Source organism: Paenibacillus ilasis (assembly GCF_043195395.1).
GTDB classification, from domain to species: Bacteria; Bacillota; Bacilli; order Paenibacillales; family Paenibacillaceae; genus Paenibacillus_AQ; species Paenibacillus_AQ lautus.
The window spans coordinates 727,526-742,942 of sequence record NZ_JBHDJG010000001.1 but is presented as its reverse complement, the minus strand read 5'-3'; the positions used below and the strand labels follow the sequence as shown (position 1 = coordinate 742,942).

The 15,417-nt window shown below is 50.2% G+C and carries 12 protein-coding genes; 2 read left to right on the top strand and 10 right to left on the bottom strand.

Annotated elements, in window-relative coordinates:
• Nucleotides 1–207: 207 nt before the first annotated feature.
• Together ACETK5_RS03675 and ACETK5_RS03670 are read right to left on the bottom strand one after the other, a co-directional pair.
• A complete protein-coding gene (locus ACETK5_RS03675) occupies nt 208–717 on the bottom strand; it encodes a GNAT family N-acetyltransferase (RefSeq protein ID WP_100538665.1) in 510 nt (169 codons plus the stop codon).
• Between the two features lie 143 nt (nt 718–860).
• Nucleotides 861–1,442: a TetR/AcrR family transcriptional regulator gene (locus ACETK5_RS03670; protein WP_100538666.1), complete on the bottom strand. Its 582-nt coding sequence runs from the start codon at nt 1,440–1,442 to the stop codon at nt 861–863.
• A 284-nt stretch (nt 1,443–1,726) separates the two neighbouring features.
• On the opposite strand from ACETK5_RS03670, the gene ACETK5_RS03665 reads away from it, so the two are divergent.
• On the top strand, nt 1,727–2,995 hold the full coding sequence (locus ACETK5_RS03665) for an MFS transporter (protein WP_207797485.1): 1,269 nt from the start codon (nt 1,727–1,729) through the stop codon (nt 2,993–2,995).
• A gap of 246 nt (nt 2,996–3,241) precedes the next feature.
• Here the strand turns inward: ACETK5_RS03665 and ACETK5_RS03660 are convergent, their stop codons facing one another.
• From ACETK5_RS03660 to ACETK5_RS03645, 4 genes are all read right to left on the bottom strand, one after another.
• Nucleotides 3,242–3,454 (bottom strand): hypothetical protein, encoded by a 213-nt coding sequence (locus ACETK5_RS03660; RefSeq protein ID WP_394054314.1) that lies wholly within the window; start codon nt 3,452–3,454, stop codon nt 3,242–3,244.
• 75 nt (nt 3,455–3,529) lie between these two features.
• Nucleotides 3,530–4,831 (bottom strand): DUF1963 domain-containing protein, encoded by a 1,302-nt coding sequence (locus ACETK5_RS03655; RefSeq protein ID WP_100538667.1) that lies wholly within the window; start codon nt 4,829–4,831, stop codon nt 3,530–3,532.
• A 364-nt stretch (nt 4,832–5,195) separates the two neighbouring features.
• Nucleotides 5,196–6,050, bottom strand: coding sequence for an NAD-dependent epimerase/dehydratase family protein (locus ACETK5_RS03650; protein ID WP_100538668.1), 855 nt, complete (start codon nt 6,048–6,050; stop codon nt 5,196–5,198).
• An 846-nt stretch (nt 6,051–6,896) separates the two neighbouring features.
• Nucleotides 6,897–7,079, bottom strand: a complete 183-nt coding sequence (locus ACETK5_RS03645; protein ID WP_100538669.1) for a GapA-binding peptide SR1P — start codon at nt 7,077–7,079, stop codon at nt 6,897–6,899.
• Between the two features lie 544 nt (nt 7,080–7,623).
• Here ACETK5_RS03645 and ACETK5_RS03640 point away from each other — a divergent pair.
• Nucleotides 7,624–8,271, top strand: coding sequence for a transcriptional regulator (locus tag ACETK5_RS03640; RefSeq protein WP_100538670.1), 648 nt, complete (start codon nt 7,624–7,626; stop codon nt 8,269–8,271).
• A gap of 1,090 nt (nt 8,272–9,361) precedes the next feature.
• Here the strand turns inward: ACETK5_RS03640 and ACETK5_RS03635 are convergent.
• From ACETK5_RS03635 to ACETK5_RS03620, 4 genes are all read right to left on the bottom strand, one after another.
• Nucleotides 9,362–9,973, bottom strand: a complete 612-nt coding sequence (locus ACETK5_RS03635; RefSeq protein WP_100538672.1) for an SRPBCC family protein — start codon at nt 9,971–9,973, stop codon at nt 9,362–9,364.
• Between the two features lie 80 nt (nt 9,974–10,053).
• Nucleotides 10,054–11,022, bottom strand: coding sequence for a helix-turn-helix transcriptional regulator (locus tag ACETK5_RS03630; protein ID WP_100538673.1), 969 nt, complete (start codon nt 11,020–11,022; stop codon nt 10,054–10,056).
• 308 nt (nt 11,023–11,330) lie between these two features.
• Nucleotides 11,331–12,254 (bottom strand): NAD(P)-dependent alcohol dehydrogenase, encoded by a 924-nt coding sequence (locus ACETK5_RS03625; RefSeq protein WP_100538674.1) that lies wholly within the window; start codon nt 12,252–12,254, stop codon nt 11,331–11,333.
• Nucleotides 12,255–12,403: 149 nt separating this feature from the next.
• On the bottom strand, nt 12,404–15,220 hold the full coding sequence (locus ACETK5_RS03620) for a LuxR C-terminal-related transcriptional regulator (RefSeq protein WP_394054313.1): 2,817 nt from the start codon (nt 15,218–15,220) through the stop codon (nt 12,404–12,406).
• Nucleotides 15,221–15,417 lie beyond the last annotated feature (197 nt).

The window sequence follows — 15,417 nt, the reverse complement described above, 5'->3', positions numbered from 1 at the left end:
TTTAGAATTTCATCTAAATACATTATCTCTCATTCCTGCACCGAAATGCAATACCTATTTTGAAAAAAATCTAAATAGAAAGTAAAATGGGCATCCCGACATGCCCAACGCCTTGATCCAAGAAATCGTTGATTTCCTTAAAACAACAAAAGTCCGCCTCGGACCAGCATACGTGCTGATCCTCAGCAGACTAACTTCATGGCTTGTTTATCCAAGCACCTTCTCAAATACCGGAAAGCTTGCCGCTCTTCCCGGGAATTTCACTTCTCCCCGCAGGTCATAACCTAAGCCCTGATACAGCCTGAGCGCCGCCGTATTCTTGGCATAGGTGTCCAATCGAAGACTTCGGTAACCCTCGCGTGCGCCATATTCTTCGGAGAAAGCTACCAATTTTCGCGCAATGCCTTGTCCGTGTGCTTCCGGATCGACAGCAAGGCGATGCATCATCAGATGCGGTCCCTCTACCTGCCTCCAGTTAATGGTCTGGTACTGTTCAGCCTGCGATTCGTCGAGGACAACGATCCCCAAAATACGGCCTTCGCCCTCAGCCGCAAACAACGTTCCACGCTGTAAATCCTCACCGATGACCTCCCGGTTCGGATACTGATCATCCCATTGATCGCTGCCTCCAGCCTGCATGACACTAACGCAGCGTGCAATCAAAGCCATGATTTCTTGAAGGTCCTCTATTCGTCCTGTCCGTATGTTTATATTCATCGATGCACCTACTATTGTTTTTTTAGAACAGTTTACTATGATTGGACGACTGTAACAACACGACCGTGAAACTCGATAGCATCCTACGAAATCATTCATTTCGTGGAATAGCACCTTTTAAACGTTCCAGTTAGGATGACCATTTATCTAAGCAATGTAAGAGTCACCTCTATCGTATTATTTACGAATGCGCGCTCTGGACGGGATTTCAACATGACGGTCAGCCCAATTAGCGATACGATGAGCGCTTGTGATAAAGCTTTGGCGTTTGTGTCACTCGCAAGCTCGCCCGATTGTATACCTCGTTCAATGGTTTCTTGAAATATGACCGCCAGGTACATCTGATGCTCCCTTGTGAGAATTTCAAATTTCTCATCATGAGGCGCAAGCTCGACCATCGTATTAATGCAAAAGCATCCTCGGCTGCGGCTTTCGGAATATTCCTCATTAACCACGTTCTCAAAAAAAGCTCGAAACGCCTCTCTAACCGTTCGATGGTTTTGTAGCCTGGTTCGCACCTCGGAAGCATGCGACCTCGTATATTTGCGCAGAGCGGTTTCAAACAGTTCCTTTTTGTCTCCAAAGGCAGAGTATATACTTGGCCGCTGAATGCCCATTCTGGAAGTCAAATCGCTCAATGAGGTAGCCTCATATCCCTTCTCCCAAAATAGCTGCATTGCGGCATCTAATACGTTCTCTTCATCAAATTCGCGGATTCGCCCCATAATGAATTACCTCTCGTTACTTTTTATTTTTAGGAAACTCCATGATCACAACTGCATGTAAACAGCTCATTTTATTACCAATCAGTATAATTAATTTTATGATGTACCGATGCTCTTGTCAAATAACGATTTTCTTTATATGTCAGGATAAAACCAACATAATAGATGTCATCCTAATCGTCAAAAATAAACGTGTTGACACGGCATGAGTTTATAAGATATATTTATCGGGAAATTTACCATACTGATCGGTACATAAAAATGAAAGGGTTGAATATACAAAAATGGAGGATATTACAGAAAAGGTAGCCGTCAAAAACGACACAGGGGCGAATGCGTTACAGGTGACGGTGACCTCGACCGAATCCGTTTATCGTACTCCCCTGACTCGTAACGTTACGTTATTGTTTGCGATTGCTTGCGGTATGTCGGTAGCCAATATCTACTTCGCACAGCCGCTGCTCGATCAACTATCGAACGAGTTCAACATGGACTATTCCATCATCGGAATTCTGATTACCGTCACACAGGTCTTTTATGCATTGGGCCTGCTGCTGCTGGTGCCTCTGGGGGATTTGCTGAACCAGCGCCGATTGATTATCGGTCAGATGGTAATCTCCATAATGGCTCTGGTTATCGTTGGTACTGCTTCCTCCGGCACGATGCTCTTCGCAGGTTTGGCTTTGGTCGGATTGCTTGCCGTTGTAACGCAAACCATTGTGGCATTCGCTGCTGCCATAGCTGCCCCTGCTGAGAGAGGGCGTGCCGTAGGTATGGTAACCAGCGGAATTGTGATTGGCATCCTTCTTGCGCGAACCATTTCAGGGGTTTTGAAGGATCTTGCAGGGTGGCGTTCGGTTTATCTGGTGTCTGCCGTGTTGATGCTGCTGATGGTTTACGCATTATATAAGGTGCTGCCAAATGTTGAGCGTAAGGTAAAGACTCTTTCCTATTCTCAACTGCTAAAGTCGGTACTGATATTGTTCCTGCAAGAACGGTTATTACGGATCCGTGCTGTATTGGCTATGATGATTTTTACGGCTTTCAGCATTTTGTGGACCCCATTGGTACTGCCCCTGAGCTCGCCACCGCTATCCCTTTCGCACTCGGCTATCGGCGCGTTTGGTCTCGTGGGCGTCGTGGGTGCATTGGCTGCAGCAAAGGCCGGTAAGCTGGCTGATCGGGGTTATGGACAAAGAACGACGGGGATTGCATTGTTCCTGCTATTGCTGTCATGGCTGCCAATCAGCTACACGGAACGGTCGCTGTTCGCCTTGGTCATTGGCATTATTCTGCTGGACTTGGCGGTACAGGCCGTGCATGTTACGAATCAGAGTATGCTTTTTGCATTGCGCCCGAAGGCGCGCAGTCGGATGGTTGGCGGGTACATGATTTTTTATTCCATCGGAAGTGCTGCCGGTTCCATTGCTTCAACCCATATTTACGCACACTTCGGCTGGAGTGGGGTATGCGTGCTCGGGGCCTCTGTCAGTGCTGTTGCTCTTGTATTTTGGGCTGTGACCAAAGGTACTGCGGCACCCGTAATTAAATAAAGCTTATGACCTATACGTGTTAAAAATCTTAAAGGAGAGATTCCCCATGGAGATAGGTATTACTTCGTTTGTAGAGGCAAATCGGATGTTCACACCGGTGAAGTGATGAGTCACGGACAGCGATTAGAGAGGGGGTTGAGAAGATGATCCTTGCCGATGAGGTGGGGACTGGATGTGTTTCTCTATATATAGTTATGGATGCTTTTCCTCAGAATAGCAAAAGACACGCCGTATGGCGTGCCTTCATCAAGCTTTCCTTATGGTGTTTTTCCCCAGGATCACCTCGCCTGTCGTCTTATTCCAGGACATCGGAATGCCTAGCTGTGATGTAATCAACTCCAATGGAAACATGCTCGTATTGGCCAGAAATGGAACGCTGACGTCATCACGTGTCACCTTTCCGTTCACCAATGCAACTGCGGGATCACCGGACTTAACTGGATACGGTATTCCCTCCATATGAGAAAAACCATACTGGAAAGGAAAAACTAGCATACCGATCTAGTAACTGTTCAAATCGCTGCTAGAGCAAGCCTACGTCTGCTGAAACAAGGTTGCCGTGACCTGGCAGTCCGCGCACAGGAACATATAATAAATGCCTTCCCCATACTCCTCAATCTGTTCCCAATCCAGCTGCCCAATGAATGTCATGCTTCGGGAACAGCAAGGGCAGGAAGGGTATACGGCGTCCTGAATCCAAGCCGGGTAGCCGCCGATTTGCGAAACCGCCGGACCGAGCGTCCAATAGGCCGCATAATAGCTGTTGCGAGGATGGTGTGCAAGCCGTAAAGACTGCGCCGCCGCTGCATAGCTTCTATCATCCTCCTCGGAATCAGGTTCCGGTACATAACCCTGTCTACTATTAGCTTGGCTCCATTCGGATTTCCCATGGAAATCCACATCCATATAGATCGTATCGTAACAGCTGCAGGTCACGCAGGTGCTCACCCGCAGCCTCTCTCCAGACAATCCAAGGAATCGAAGCTTCGGGTGGCTGATGTCCAGATCCGTCAGGGTGGTCAGGCGACGCCCGCACCATGGACAGAGCGCGGAATTCTCCTTCAAAAATTGTGCGGGTTCGTGTTCCGCTATCCATGTGCTTTCGGACAGCACCCTTTTCTCTATGGCGAAGCTTTCATTGAAAAATAACCGGCGCTTGCCCCCATTCTCCGTAAGCTCCCAGCCCCCCTCATGCGCGTAAGCTTCAGGCGGGACATATAGTTCCTCCGCCCAGGATGGAGAATCGGACCTCCATTCTTGAAATTGGTGCACAACCTGATCATCTCCGATCCAAGCCAGGGCAAGCAGCAGATGGTTGCGATGATCGCTGTCCTGCTCTACTTGTTGCAGCAGCTCGTCCCGGCTCCGGGCAGAGGCATCCTTGAACAGAATGCCGGGGTAATAGATACTACGTTCCAGCAATGTTGGTATGCAGGTTTCAAGCGACTTGTTCTGATAGCAGATCAGGGACACAAGAATTTCCTGACAGGTGTCCTCATCGCCCGCTTCCAGCAGATCAAGGGCAAAATTCAGCATACGTTCGGCCTCGCCTGGAGATAACGCCGAATATACCTCTTCTCTTTTCTGCGGATAGGGAATATATCGAATCAATGGATCCCGCTTCAGCGGGGCATGCATGATCTTAAGGACCTCTACGGGATCTGTAATCCCTTCGTATAAGTTGATGTCTCTCCGATTTTGTTCTATGTAACGCTGCCGTTCCTTACGCTCCATCTCCTGCTTGCACGGCATGCAATAACCGCCGGTCTTGGCCGCGGTTGCCGGTAGTATCCTTGCGGAACAGCCTTCGCTTCGACATGGCAGCCGTTCTGTCATGCTAGCCCCTCCTTATTGAGTGTGAGTCAAATCAGCTCGATTTCGGCCCAGTCATACTCATGGCCATCCATCCTTTCTATTAACTATAGCTTTCTTTTCATTCCCATATCAACAAGGAGCTCTTTGAATCTACCACTGACCGGCAGGCATTTGGCTTCTTGCATATTAGGGAGCGAAATGACTGGAAGTCTTATAGCGTCTCCATGGAGTCGTGCGCACTGCTACCTGTGCGAACCGTGCGCGGCTTGGGACATGCTCTAGATGTTACCCTTTCAGATCGATCACGGTGTGTATTGTGAACAGCATACTCTTTTGTGTATATACTCTTAACGGCAGGAATCGGTTGGCGCATTGTTAAGCTCTCTCAACTCAGCGATTGCCCGAACCCTGTTCGCCACGTAGGATGTAATGGCTGCCAGCCGTACTCCATCCGGGCTTTGGCGTTCGAAGCGCCGCGCTCGCCGCGCTTGCTCCCCGCTTGATATGCTGGAGATGGCGCTTGCAGCGCTTCGGCATACACCGGCAGCCATACCGTTCCCGCAGCCGGCTCATCATCTACGATATTAACCGGACCCGCCGGCCAGTCCAATGCCTGCAGAGCGGCATTCGCCGCATCCTCGATATGGAGAAATGATATAACGCCGTCCGTTGCCGGAAGAGCTCGAGTTCTTACCTTTTCCGCCATGACCCCGTTGGCGTCGTACCACGTGCCGGGACCGTAGAACATGCCGTACCTTAGAATGACGTGGTTTGGCATTTGGGCAACGGCATGTTCCAGCGATATGATACCGTCTATCGTGGACTTGCGAGGTGCAGGCGCCTGGATATCCAGGGGGGCGTCTTCGGCGGCGGGATGCTCCCCCGGCTCGTATGCCCAGGCAATGCTCTGGGCAATCATTCGTGTAACGCCATGGATCTGCGCGGCTTCTACCAGATGGCGGGTACCCTCCATCCGAATCCTCGCATTATCCTCCAGATTCCATTGGCTTAACGAAGTGAGCTGATGGATAACGACATCCGGCCGTACTTCCCCGATCGCAGCTATCATCCCTTGTCGATCAAAGGCATCCGCCACGATCGCTCTTGCTCCCCATGATTCGATCAACCCTTTCCGCTGAGGATTGTGGGTCATGCCTGTAACTTCATGACCGGCTTGCACCAGTTTGGGAAGCAACCGCTGGCCGATCACTCCGGTGGAGCCCGCTACGAATATCTTCATAAATGACAACCTCCCGCGTACTCGATATAAAATGAATGTGGACCTTCGGGATTGAAAGACGTTAGAAGGGCCGTGGTCCCATTGGATATTGGCGGTTTGACAGTTCTTATCTTAGCATGATGGAAAGGCATCCTTAAGGGCCACTTTTCATCGGGAAGACCATGCCAATTCATCCGATCGTTAGGTTTGCTCGACAAACGAAATCACTGATTAAGTAAGTGCTTTGGACTTGCAATAGACAAAGCGTACAGGGTACTCGCAGTTTGACAAATGCACAGAGCATCGTAGTTTGACAAGCACGACAAGGCGCACTGTGACATGCGTGGATAGAGCACCCGCCGTTTGATAAGTGCGCACAGTATCGTATTATTACAAGCGCGATAGGATACTCGTATTTTGACAAGCACTAAGCACACGCAGCACTCGAGTTCGACAAGCGCGTTAGAGCACCCGCTGTCAGTGAACAAAGCATTTACTTAGACAAGTGCACCGTAGTTACAAGCACGACAAAGCACGCAGCACCCGAGTTCGACAAGTGCAATAGGACCCGCTGTCAGTGAACAAAGCATTTACTTAAACTCGACAGAGCGCGCAGCACTCGAGTTCGACAAGTGCGATAGAGCACCCGCTGTCAGTCAACAAAGCATTTAGTTAGACAAGTGCCGTAGTTTTACAAGCACGACTAAGCACGCAGCTCCCGAGTTCGACAAGTGCGATAGCACCCGCTGTCAGTCAACAAAGCATTTACTTAGACTCGAAAGAGCGCGCAGCACTCGCATTCTTCGTTCAACGCAAAAACGCACCACATCAAGTGGTACGTTTTTGGGAACCAGCCTTCTCCTGTCATTACTCTTGGTCTATTACATCACTTACTGATACATGCATGCGGCTGTGCAGCTGCTGGCACTCCGGCTGATCGCACACGCCATAGAAGGTAGCGATTCGATTGGTATCCACCGTATCGATTTGAGCATTGCAATGCCTGCACAAGATGACACCCATATTCACCCTTTTAACAGAATTGTCCATACTTCACTCATCCTTTCTTGGTATCAGATTGTGTTCGAACTTCCCGCCATCAGCTTCCTGATCATTTACAGACCGAACCTCCATTCTCGCTTCAAACTCTTCTGGTTTCAACTCACCTCCAATTATGCATTTTTAATAATCATCTCATGTTATTAATGTACAATATAAATAAATAATACACAATATATATTCGTAAAATAGTCTAATTTCGTTATATATGACGTCATATTTATGGGGGCAACATAAAAAAACCACTCTCGATCGTAACGGAAAGCGGTTCATGGCCTAAATTTGCAAATATCACGCCAGCATATGCTTTTTTAATCAATTGGAAGAACTATATCGCTGTTAAGCATAGCCTGAAAGCAATACCTATTGCTAAACCCGCAAAACACGAGTTATACTAGCCATCATAAGGACGTGAAGAACACGCCGCTTCTACGCAAAGTGCCCCAATGAAGGATTGGGGTTGCATTGTATGGGGCGGCTTTTTTATTGTCTAGCGCAATCGCATTCCATCTATTACTAAGGAGGGAAACTGGTCATGTCACGGTTTGATCAACAATATGAGCTCTGGATACACACGAATATCTTGAATGAAAAGAATCCCCGCAGGCTCGAAATCCTTCATAAAGGGTTAGGCCACGGCACCGTAGAGTTCCTGCGCTCGGTATGGTTTCCGGCGATCGGTAATTTCAATGACTTGCATCCGGAATGGGAAGTACGCGATTTCAGCAATGGTTATCGTTATTTGGACCTTGCCTATATGCCCGGTGATGGAAGAGGAGGCATCGAAATCCAAGGATACGGACCGCATGCCCGCGATCTGGACGTCAGAAGGTTTAAGGATTTATGCCGCCGTCACTGCTTATTGGCACTGGATGGTTGGACATTCCTTCCCATTGCCTACCCCTCCATCGTCGATGAGCCAAAACAATGCCAGCAGCTCATCTTATCCTTCGTCGGCAGGTTTGTGGCGTCGGATGTGCCTGCGTCCTTAAGTTGGCTGGAAGCAGAAGCTGTCCGATTTGCGCGACGATTGCTGCGCCCGATAACCCCATTAGAACTCGCGAATCATCTTAGGGTGAGTGACCGGCACACCCGACGCTTATTGCATAAACTGGTCGAGCTCCAGATTCTGGACATAGCAAGCGGAAAACAACGAGCTCGTACCTATAAACTGCGCTTGTAATGGCAGTCACTGACGGGAGCATGAATCAGTTCTTGCAGGTACTGCAGATATTGCAGTTCTTGCAGTTCTTGCAGATATTGAAGGTATTGCAGTATCCGGAGACGAATGTTAGTTACACTAAGCGGACATCAGATACGTTATTTCGAAAAAAACAGCCACTTTAGCCGAACTTCTGGACTCAGAATCCGCTATCTACTATAAATACCACGATTAACAGCCATTTTCTATGTAATAGCGGATCTGGTGTCCTCATTTAACCCCAAACCCATCATTCGAGACTTAATAGCGGAACCTCTGTCCTCAAACGTTGCAACAGTCAGCCAAACACGAGCCCATACCTACCAACTCCGCTTGTAATGGCAGTAAGGACGGAGCATGCAACAGTCCTTGGAAATATTGCAGGTCCTGCAGTTCTTGCATTCTTGCAGTTCTTGCAGGTCCTGCAGTTCTTGCAGTTCTTGCAGATATTACAAGCATTGCAGGTATTGAGGGTATTGAGGGTATTGAAGTTCTTGCAGATATCCAAGATACAAATAAACAAACTAATGGACACCAGATCCGTTATTTCGAAAAAAACAGCCACTTTACCCGAACTTCCGGACTCAGAATCCGCTATTTACTTTAAATACCACGATTAACAGCCATATTCTATGTAATAGCGGATCTGGTGTCATCATATTACCCAAAACCCATCACTCGAGACTTCATAGCGGATCCTCTGTCCTCAAACGATCCAACAGTCAACACCCTTATTCAGCGGCCTGGTATTCCTCGGACAAACAAAATCTCAATCTACTAACACAATACAACCATCAATTCAATCTAATTGACCGATGCAATCAGTCCACAAGTCAGTTCCATCGATGGATAAAATCCAATTAATCGATACAATCCGTCCATCAATACATCCTCGTCCTTCGATTCATTCTATCCGTTCGACACAGTAGGTTAATCGTTACAAATCGGACGGGCGGTCGATCCACACAATCCATCCCTCCATCCATCCATCCATCAATTCAATTCAATTCAATTCAATCAAATCAAGTTCAATCCAATCAATTCACCCTTAGAACCGAATAACTGAATCTGTTCATTTGGGCACCATCACCCGGCTTTGTATGGTAGTCAGCATCTCATCCCAATAGCGCCTCATGATCTCTCTCATATAAACGTCATCCAGCATCTCCTGGTGAATCGCAATGGTCGTGTTTCCCGTTTTCGTGGACAACACATAAATTTGCAGCCGGGATGGGTTGTCCCACTCCTTGCGTTTCCAAGTTAAGCGCAGCTTATGGTAAGGTACGACCACCGTAATTTTGCCGGACACGCCTTCCTTTGACTCATACTCATGCCCGACCTGCAGCTCCAGAGAAGAGACATCTCCGATCCATAAGGGCAGTCCCTCAGAAGACATGAGGAAATCCCAAACTCTCTCTTTCGTCACGGCCATCGTCTTTCTGACCCCGATCTGCACCCCGGCATCTTTGGATACGCCGACCGGCACACGCCCCATGATCTGCTCATACATGACAGCGATCCATTCGCCCCATTCATCGGATATCCGATGCTGCTCAACGATATGGTTTCGGATCTGCTCGTGTGACCAGAGCGGACCCACTTCCTGCCCAAGGACTACGATCCATTCTTCCCACGAACGTTCCGTTGCCTTCATCACTTCTTGTTTAAAAATCGTGCCTGCCATCGTGCTCTCTCCTCCCTGACGCAATCTGATGGAGTTTATTATATAATACAAACACTGACAAAGAAGGTCAGTGTTTATGCTTAGGATTGATAATATTTTAATAGGGACTCCGCAATGTCGATCATGCCTGATTTCAGTTCCTCGGGCCCGATGATTCGAATCTTCCCGCCAAACGACAAAAGGTAGTAGGCAACTTGCGTGTATAACGTATGCTCATCCAGCCTGAACACCGCATCCTCCGCCGTACGTTCGACGAGGGCTTGACTGAGCAGCCAGTGCGCGCATAGATCGTCCAAAGCTTGAGGGATCCCTTGGATATGCACGGAAACCAAATGAGGATTGGATTCGGTACCTTGCCCCGACAGTAAGCTCTCCAATACATACTCCCGCGGGGAAAACGGCGTCGGACGTTCAAACGTGTTGTCGGTATGCCGGATATCGCTCATACGGTCGACACGGAAACAGCGAATTTCACCGCGCAAATGGCAATAGCCCACCGCATACCATTTGCTTTTCCAATGGACGAGCCCATATGGATCTATGGTACGCGTTTGCCTGACACCGTCATAGCCTGTTGCGTAATCGATTACCAGACTGGTTTGCCGGTCGATCCCCGCCTCGATCTCATGCAGCATGGAGGTAAGCCCGGATGCTGCGGGCGGATGGATGGCCTCGATGCTGTTCTCGTGAAGCGCCAAACGCTCCAGCTGCTCCGGATTCGTATATCGTTTTATTTTAGAAACGGCTCGATGGAGCGGATCGATGGACGGATACCCCGCTTCCCGTGCGAATGCGGCGGCATGAAGAAGCGCCTTTTGCTCATCGGCATCAAAAAACAGGGGCTCCAGCTTGATATGTTCAGGAATGTAGTACCCTCCATCGCGTCCAATCTCCGAAATGACGGGTACACCCGAAATGCACAGGGCATCGATATTCCGGTAAATCGTTCGGATATGCACGCCCAGTTCCTCCGATAGCTGTTTTGCCGTGATTCTTTTTCGCGATTTCAGTAGCCATAGAATAGCCAGCATATTATCGGCTTTAGACATCGTATGCAGCAGCCCTTCCCTTGGAATTCATATATGTGATCACATTATATATCACTTCCTAGTAGAAGGTTTAGAGATTTCTTCCTGCTATAATCCGGATGTTGATCACCGCTTCCCCTCATTCCGATGAGAAAAGCCGACCCTCTGCAGGATCGGCTAGTCAATGAGTACCATCGTGCGGCGGCACTGCTCCCTGTGTCAGCACGGTGTGGTCCGGGGGCATGCTTGGATGGCTGTCTATATCCTTGAATGATGCCTTGCTTCATCTGCTGTCATAATCATGCCCCGCCGTGAATGATGACTTTTCCTCAATGATCATGGTCCACCGTGATGACAACGCTGCCCCTCTTGCGTCCTTCATCTACGTACCGGTGCGCCTCAGCCATTTGCTCCAATGCATACCTTCTGTCGATGACCGGCTTGATCTTCCCTTTTCCAAGCAGCTCCGCAAGCAATCTCAGATCCTCCATCAGCACCTTGGCCACCCCTTGCCCTTCAACGGTTACATAGCTCCCGCCCGGGGTGAGCAAATGCTTGCATCTGGATTTCGGCAGTTTACCGACCGCATCCAGGATGATGTCGTATCGCGCTCCGCTTGTGGTCAAATCCTCTTTTGTATAATCAATGACCTGATCGGCTCCGAGCGACCTCACCAGCCCCACATTCACGGTACTGCAAACGCCGGTAACAACTGTTCCATAGTGCTGCTTAGCAAGCTGTACGGCTAACGTCCCCACCGCACCGGACGCTCCATAAATCAGAACCTTGTGCCCCTGCCGGATGTTCCCTTTTCTAAGAAAATGCAGGGCCGTCGTTCCTCCGAAAGATACGGCGGCGGCATCGTCATAAGTCACATGATCGGGCTTCATCAGCAAAAATGAGTCTTCGCGCATGCAGATATACTGGGCATACGTACCGAATCGCATTCCCCTGAATGCCAAGACCTGATCGCCTACCTTGAACCGCGTAACATCCTTGCCTATCGCTTCTACTTCCCCTGCCAGCTCCACCCCGAGTATCGGTTGTCTTGGCTTTCTCAGACCCAGCACCAATCGCATGGGAATCTTATACACAAGAGGACTGCGTAATCCCCGTACTCGGCAATCTCCCGAATTGACGGTGGTGGCGTAAATTTTGATCCGAATTTCGCGCTCTTTTGGGATAGGCTTCTCTACCTCTTGCAGCTTTAACACAGCCGGTGATCCATAAGCGGTGCATACCATTGCTTTCATGGGTTTCCTCCAAACCTGCATTTGCAATCAGTATATCTGCCGTCAGGCACTGGAACATAGATACTTAAGTATGGTTTTCTCATGAACAGCGATATCGGAAGGGAGATAGCTATCGATGAATATCCATTCTGCGACCGACCGTCAGTCACTCACAGTAAACCCAGCTCTCGTGCGCGCGCTACAGCTTCGGTACGGCGCGTGGCCTGAAGTTTATCGAAAATCATCCGGTTGTGCCCTTTCACAGTGCTGAGGGTAACAAAAAGCCTCTCGCTAATCTGACGATTCGATAGTCCATCGGCAATAAGCTGCAGAACCTCCAATTCCCGCCGGCTAAGCGGCTCAATCAGAGACTCCGCAGGCTGAACAAACCCTGGAACGAATACTGATGTAACTCCACTTTCTAGTCCTTCAACATCAAATGCATGCAGCAGCCGCTCCAGATAATCATGGATGGGCCATAACAGCTTCTGCTCCGGCCCGTCTACAGCTCCTCTTAAGGGCAGCTGCTTCGGTTTGTCTACAACTTCCCTTAACAGCTTCTGCTTCGGTTTGCTCACGGCTTCCCTAAATAGCTTCTGCTTCGGTTTGCTCATAGTTGCTGCGCTTAGTAACTTCCGCATCGGCTGCCCTTCATCGATAAACATCCGGATGAAGCCGCCCGGCTCGCCCATCTCCAGCACATCCGCAATAACCTGTGCCGCTCTCCGTTTCTCCCCATGGGCGTGAAGGGCTAAAGCCTGCAGCACCATCACCTTAAGCTGCTCGTCCGCCCATCCCTTAACTTCCATATCTGCTCGTAAATGTTCAAGTATTACCAGTGCTGCCGCCGTATCCCCCTGTGCGAGCAGCACTCGGGCTTGGCTGAGCTTGAGATCATACTTCTGGGCAAGCTGCGACGCTGAACGGACATTCCCTTGCTGCAGCATGGCTAGCACTTGTGCCTCGGCAATATGGGGCAGCTGATGCGCGAAATGATGCTGACGGGCGAAGTGATCCGCCTTGGCTAACATGGCAGCCGCTTCGCTCACCGCTCCCCGTGTAAGCTTCAGCCTTGCGAGAAACACCTCGCAGGCCACGACCCTGTCTGTATGCTCGAACTGCCCGGCCAAGGAGAGGGCCTGCTGCCCATGCTGTTCCGCTGCATCCAGGTCATTCCACTCACGGCATATTCGGGCCAGGCCCAAATGCGCTTCGCATGCTGCCGGCAGTGGAGGGTCACCTGCCAAATGCAGAACACGCCGATACGTCTCGGCCGCAACATATAACTGATTCTCCGCTTCCTGAATGATTCCGAGTCCGAGCGTCGCCATCATGTCGATCATCATGTGCCCAATCTTCTGACTGATGGTTACGGCTTCCTGATACGCCTTGCCAGCCGCGGCCCGATCCCCCTGCAACTGGTAGGCGTATCCCAGCGTCCATATCGTGGCCGTGCGGACAGGCAGATTATGCGGATTCAAGAATTCCAAAGCCCGGCGCGATTCGGCCATGATGGTATCCGGCTGATGTTTGCTGACAGCAAGGGTGGCACGTATAGAGGCGATATGCCCTATAAGATCCCGGGTATAATCGTCCTCCGCAGCATGCAGATGAGTCTCGGCGGCTTGAAGTTTAGGTTCGATACCGGTCATTTGGCCGACCATTAACATCGCAGAAGCATGCATCACGTTTAAAGCGGGCCTTGCATCCAATTCCTCCTTAGGCAAGGAATCCAGCCAATGGAGCACAGGGCCTATCGCTCCACGGAAAACCAGGGGCATCCCCTCCCCTTCAATCAGACGTGCTGCCCGATCCACATCCTGCGCGGCAATCGCATGGTGGAAAGCTTCCAGCAGAAGTTTATGACGTTCATGCCATTCACTTGCACGACGATGCAATTCGGATACATCCCTCTCTCCGCCAACCGCAGAAGTGCCCTTTCGAGATAGACGCTGCCGCAGTGCATCCGTGAACAGGTGGTGATATCGGTACCAGCGCCTCTCCTTGTCGAGCGGAACAATGAATAAGTTAACGCGCTCCAGGTACTCCAGGGTCTCTTGCCCGGAGATGGCGTTCAGCGGAGAATCCCGAGCTTCGCTCATCAGAACGTATTCGCATAATGAACCGCACAGCCGGTCAAGGATGGAGGTGTACAGCAAAAAATCCTGAATGCCCTCAGGCTGCTGCTGCAGCACTTCTTCGACCAGATAGTCCAGTACATCACGGTGCTTGCCGCCGAAGGATCGGATGAAGGTGGCCGCGTCTTGATGGCCCTGCAAGGACAACGCCGCTAATTGCAGGCCGGCAATCCAGCCCTCCGTGCGGGATTCAAGGAGCGCAGCATCCTCCGCTGACAAATCCAGTCCCATGACGCGTCGCATGAATTCAGAGGTTTCAGCGGATGTGAAACGCAAGTCCGATGTCCGCACTTCCGTCAACTGGTCCCGGGCACGTAGCCGGGCCAAGGGCAGATCGGGATCGTGACGGCTGGCGATAACCACATGCATCTGCGGCGGCATCCGCTCAATGAGAAAGCCCAGAGCGCTGTCGATCGGTTTGGAATCCACCACATGGTAATCATCAAGAACCAGAATGAAACGGTCCGGTAGGATCGCAATGTGATTAAGGATGGCCGTGACGATAGCTTCGACCGGCAGAGGAACAGGGGACGGCGCTTGAAGTTTGCTCATGACGCCCTCTCCGATATCAACCCCGATGGTTTGCAGGGCAGCCGCAAGATAAGCCAGGAATCTTGCCGGCTCACGGTCTCCCTCCTCCAATGACAGCCAGGCGGCTGGCAGCGGGGAGCCTTCGGTCCATTGGCTGAGCAGCGTGGTTTTACCGCAGCCTGCAAAGGCGGAAATCATAGTCAGCTTTCGTTGCAGAAGCAGCCCCTCGTTCAAACGCTCGATCAAGCGGGGACGAAGAACAGCCTTGGATCGGGGAGGAGGTATATACAGTTTTGTAGACAAAATAGGCGTGGACATCATAACCCCCGTTATGCCGTCATTGCAGCATTTTTTAACATATATATTATGATAAAATGTTCGACGGCTTCCCGGAATTCCCTCTTGTACGTTAAATCCATTCGCTTAGGGTTTGAGTATCAGAAGCATGATTTGCAGGGTTAGGCATACGATGTATCCGAAATGCTTGAGGCCCTGTAATTGATCCTATCATCCCT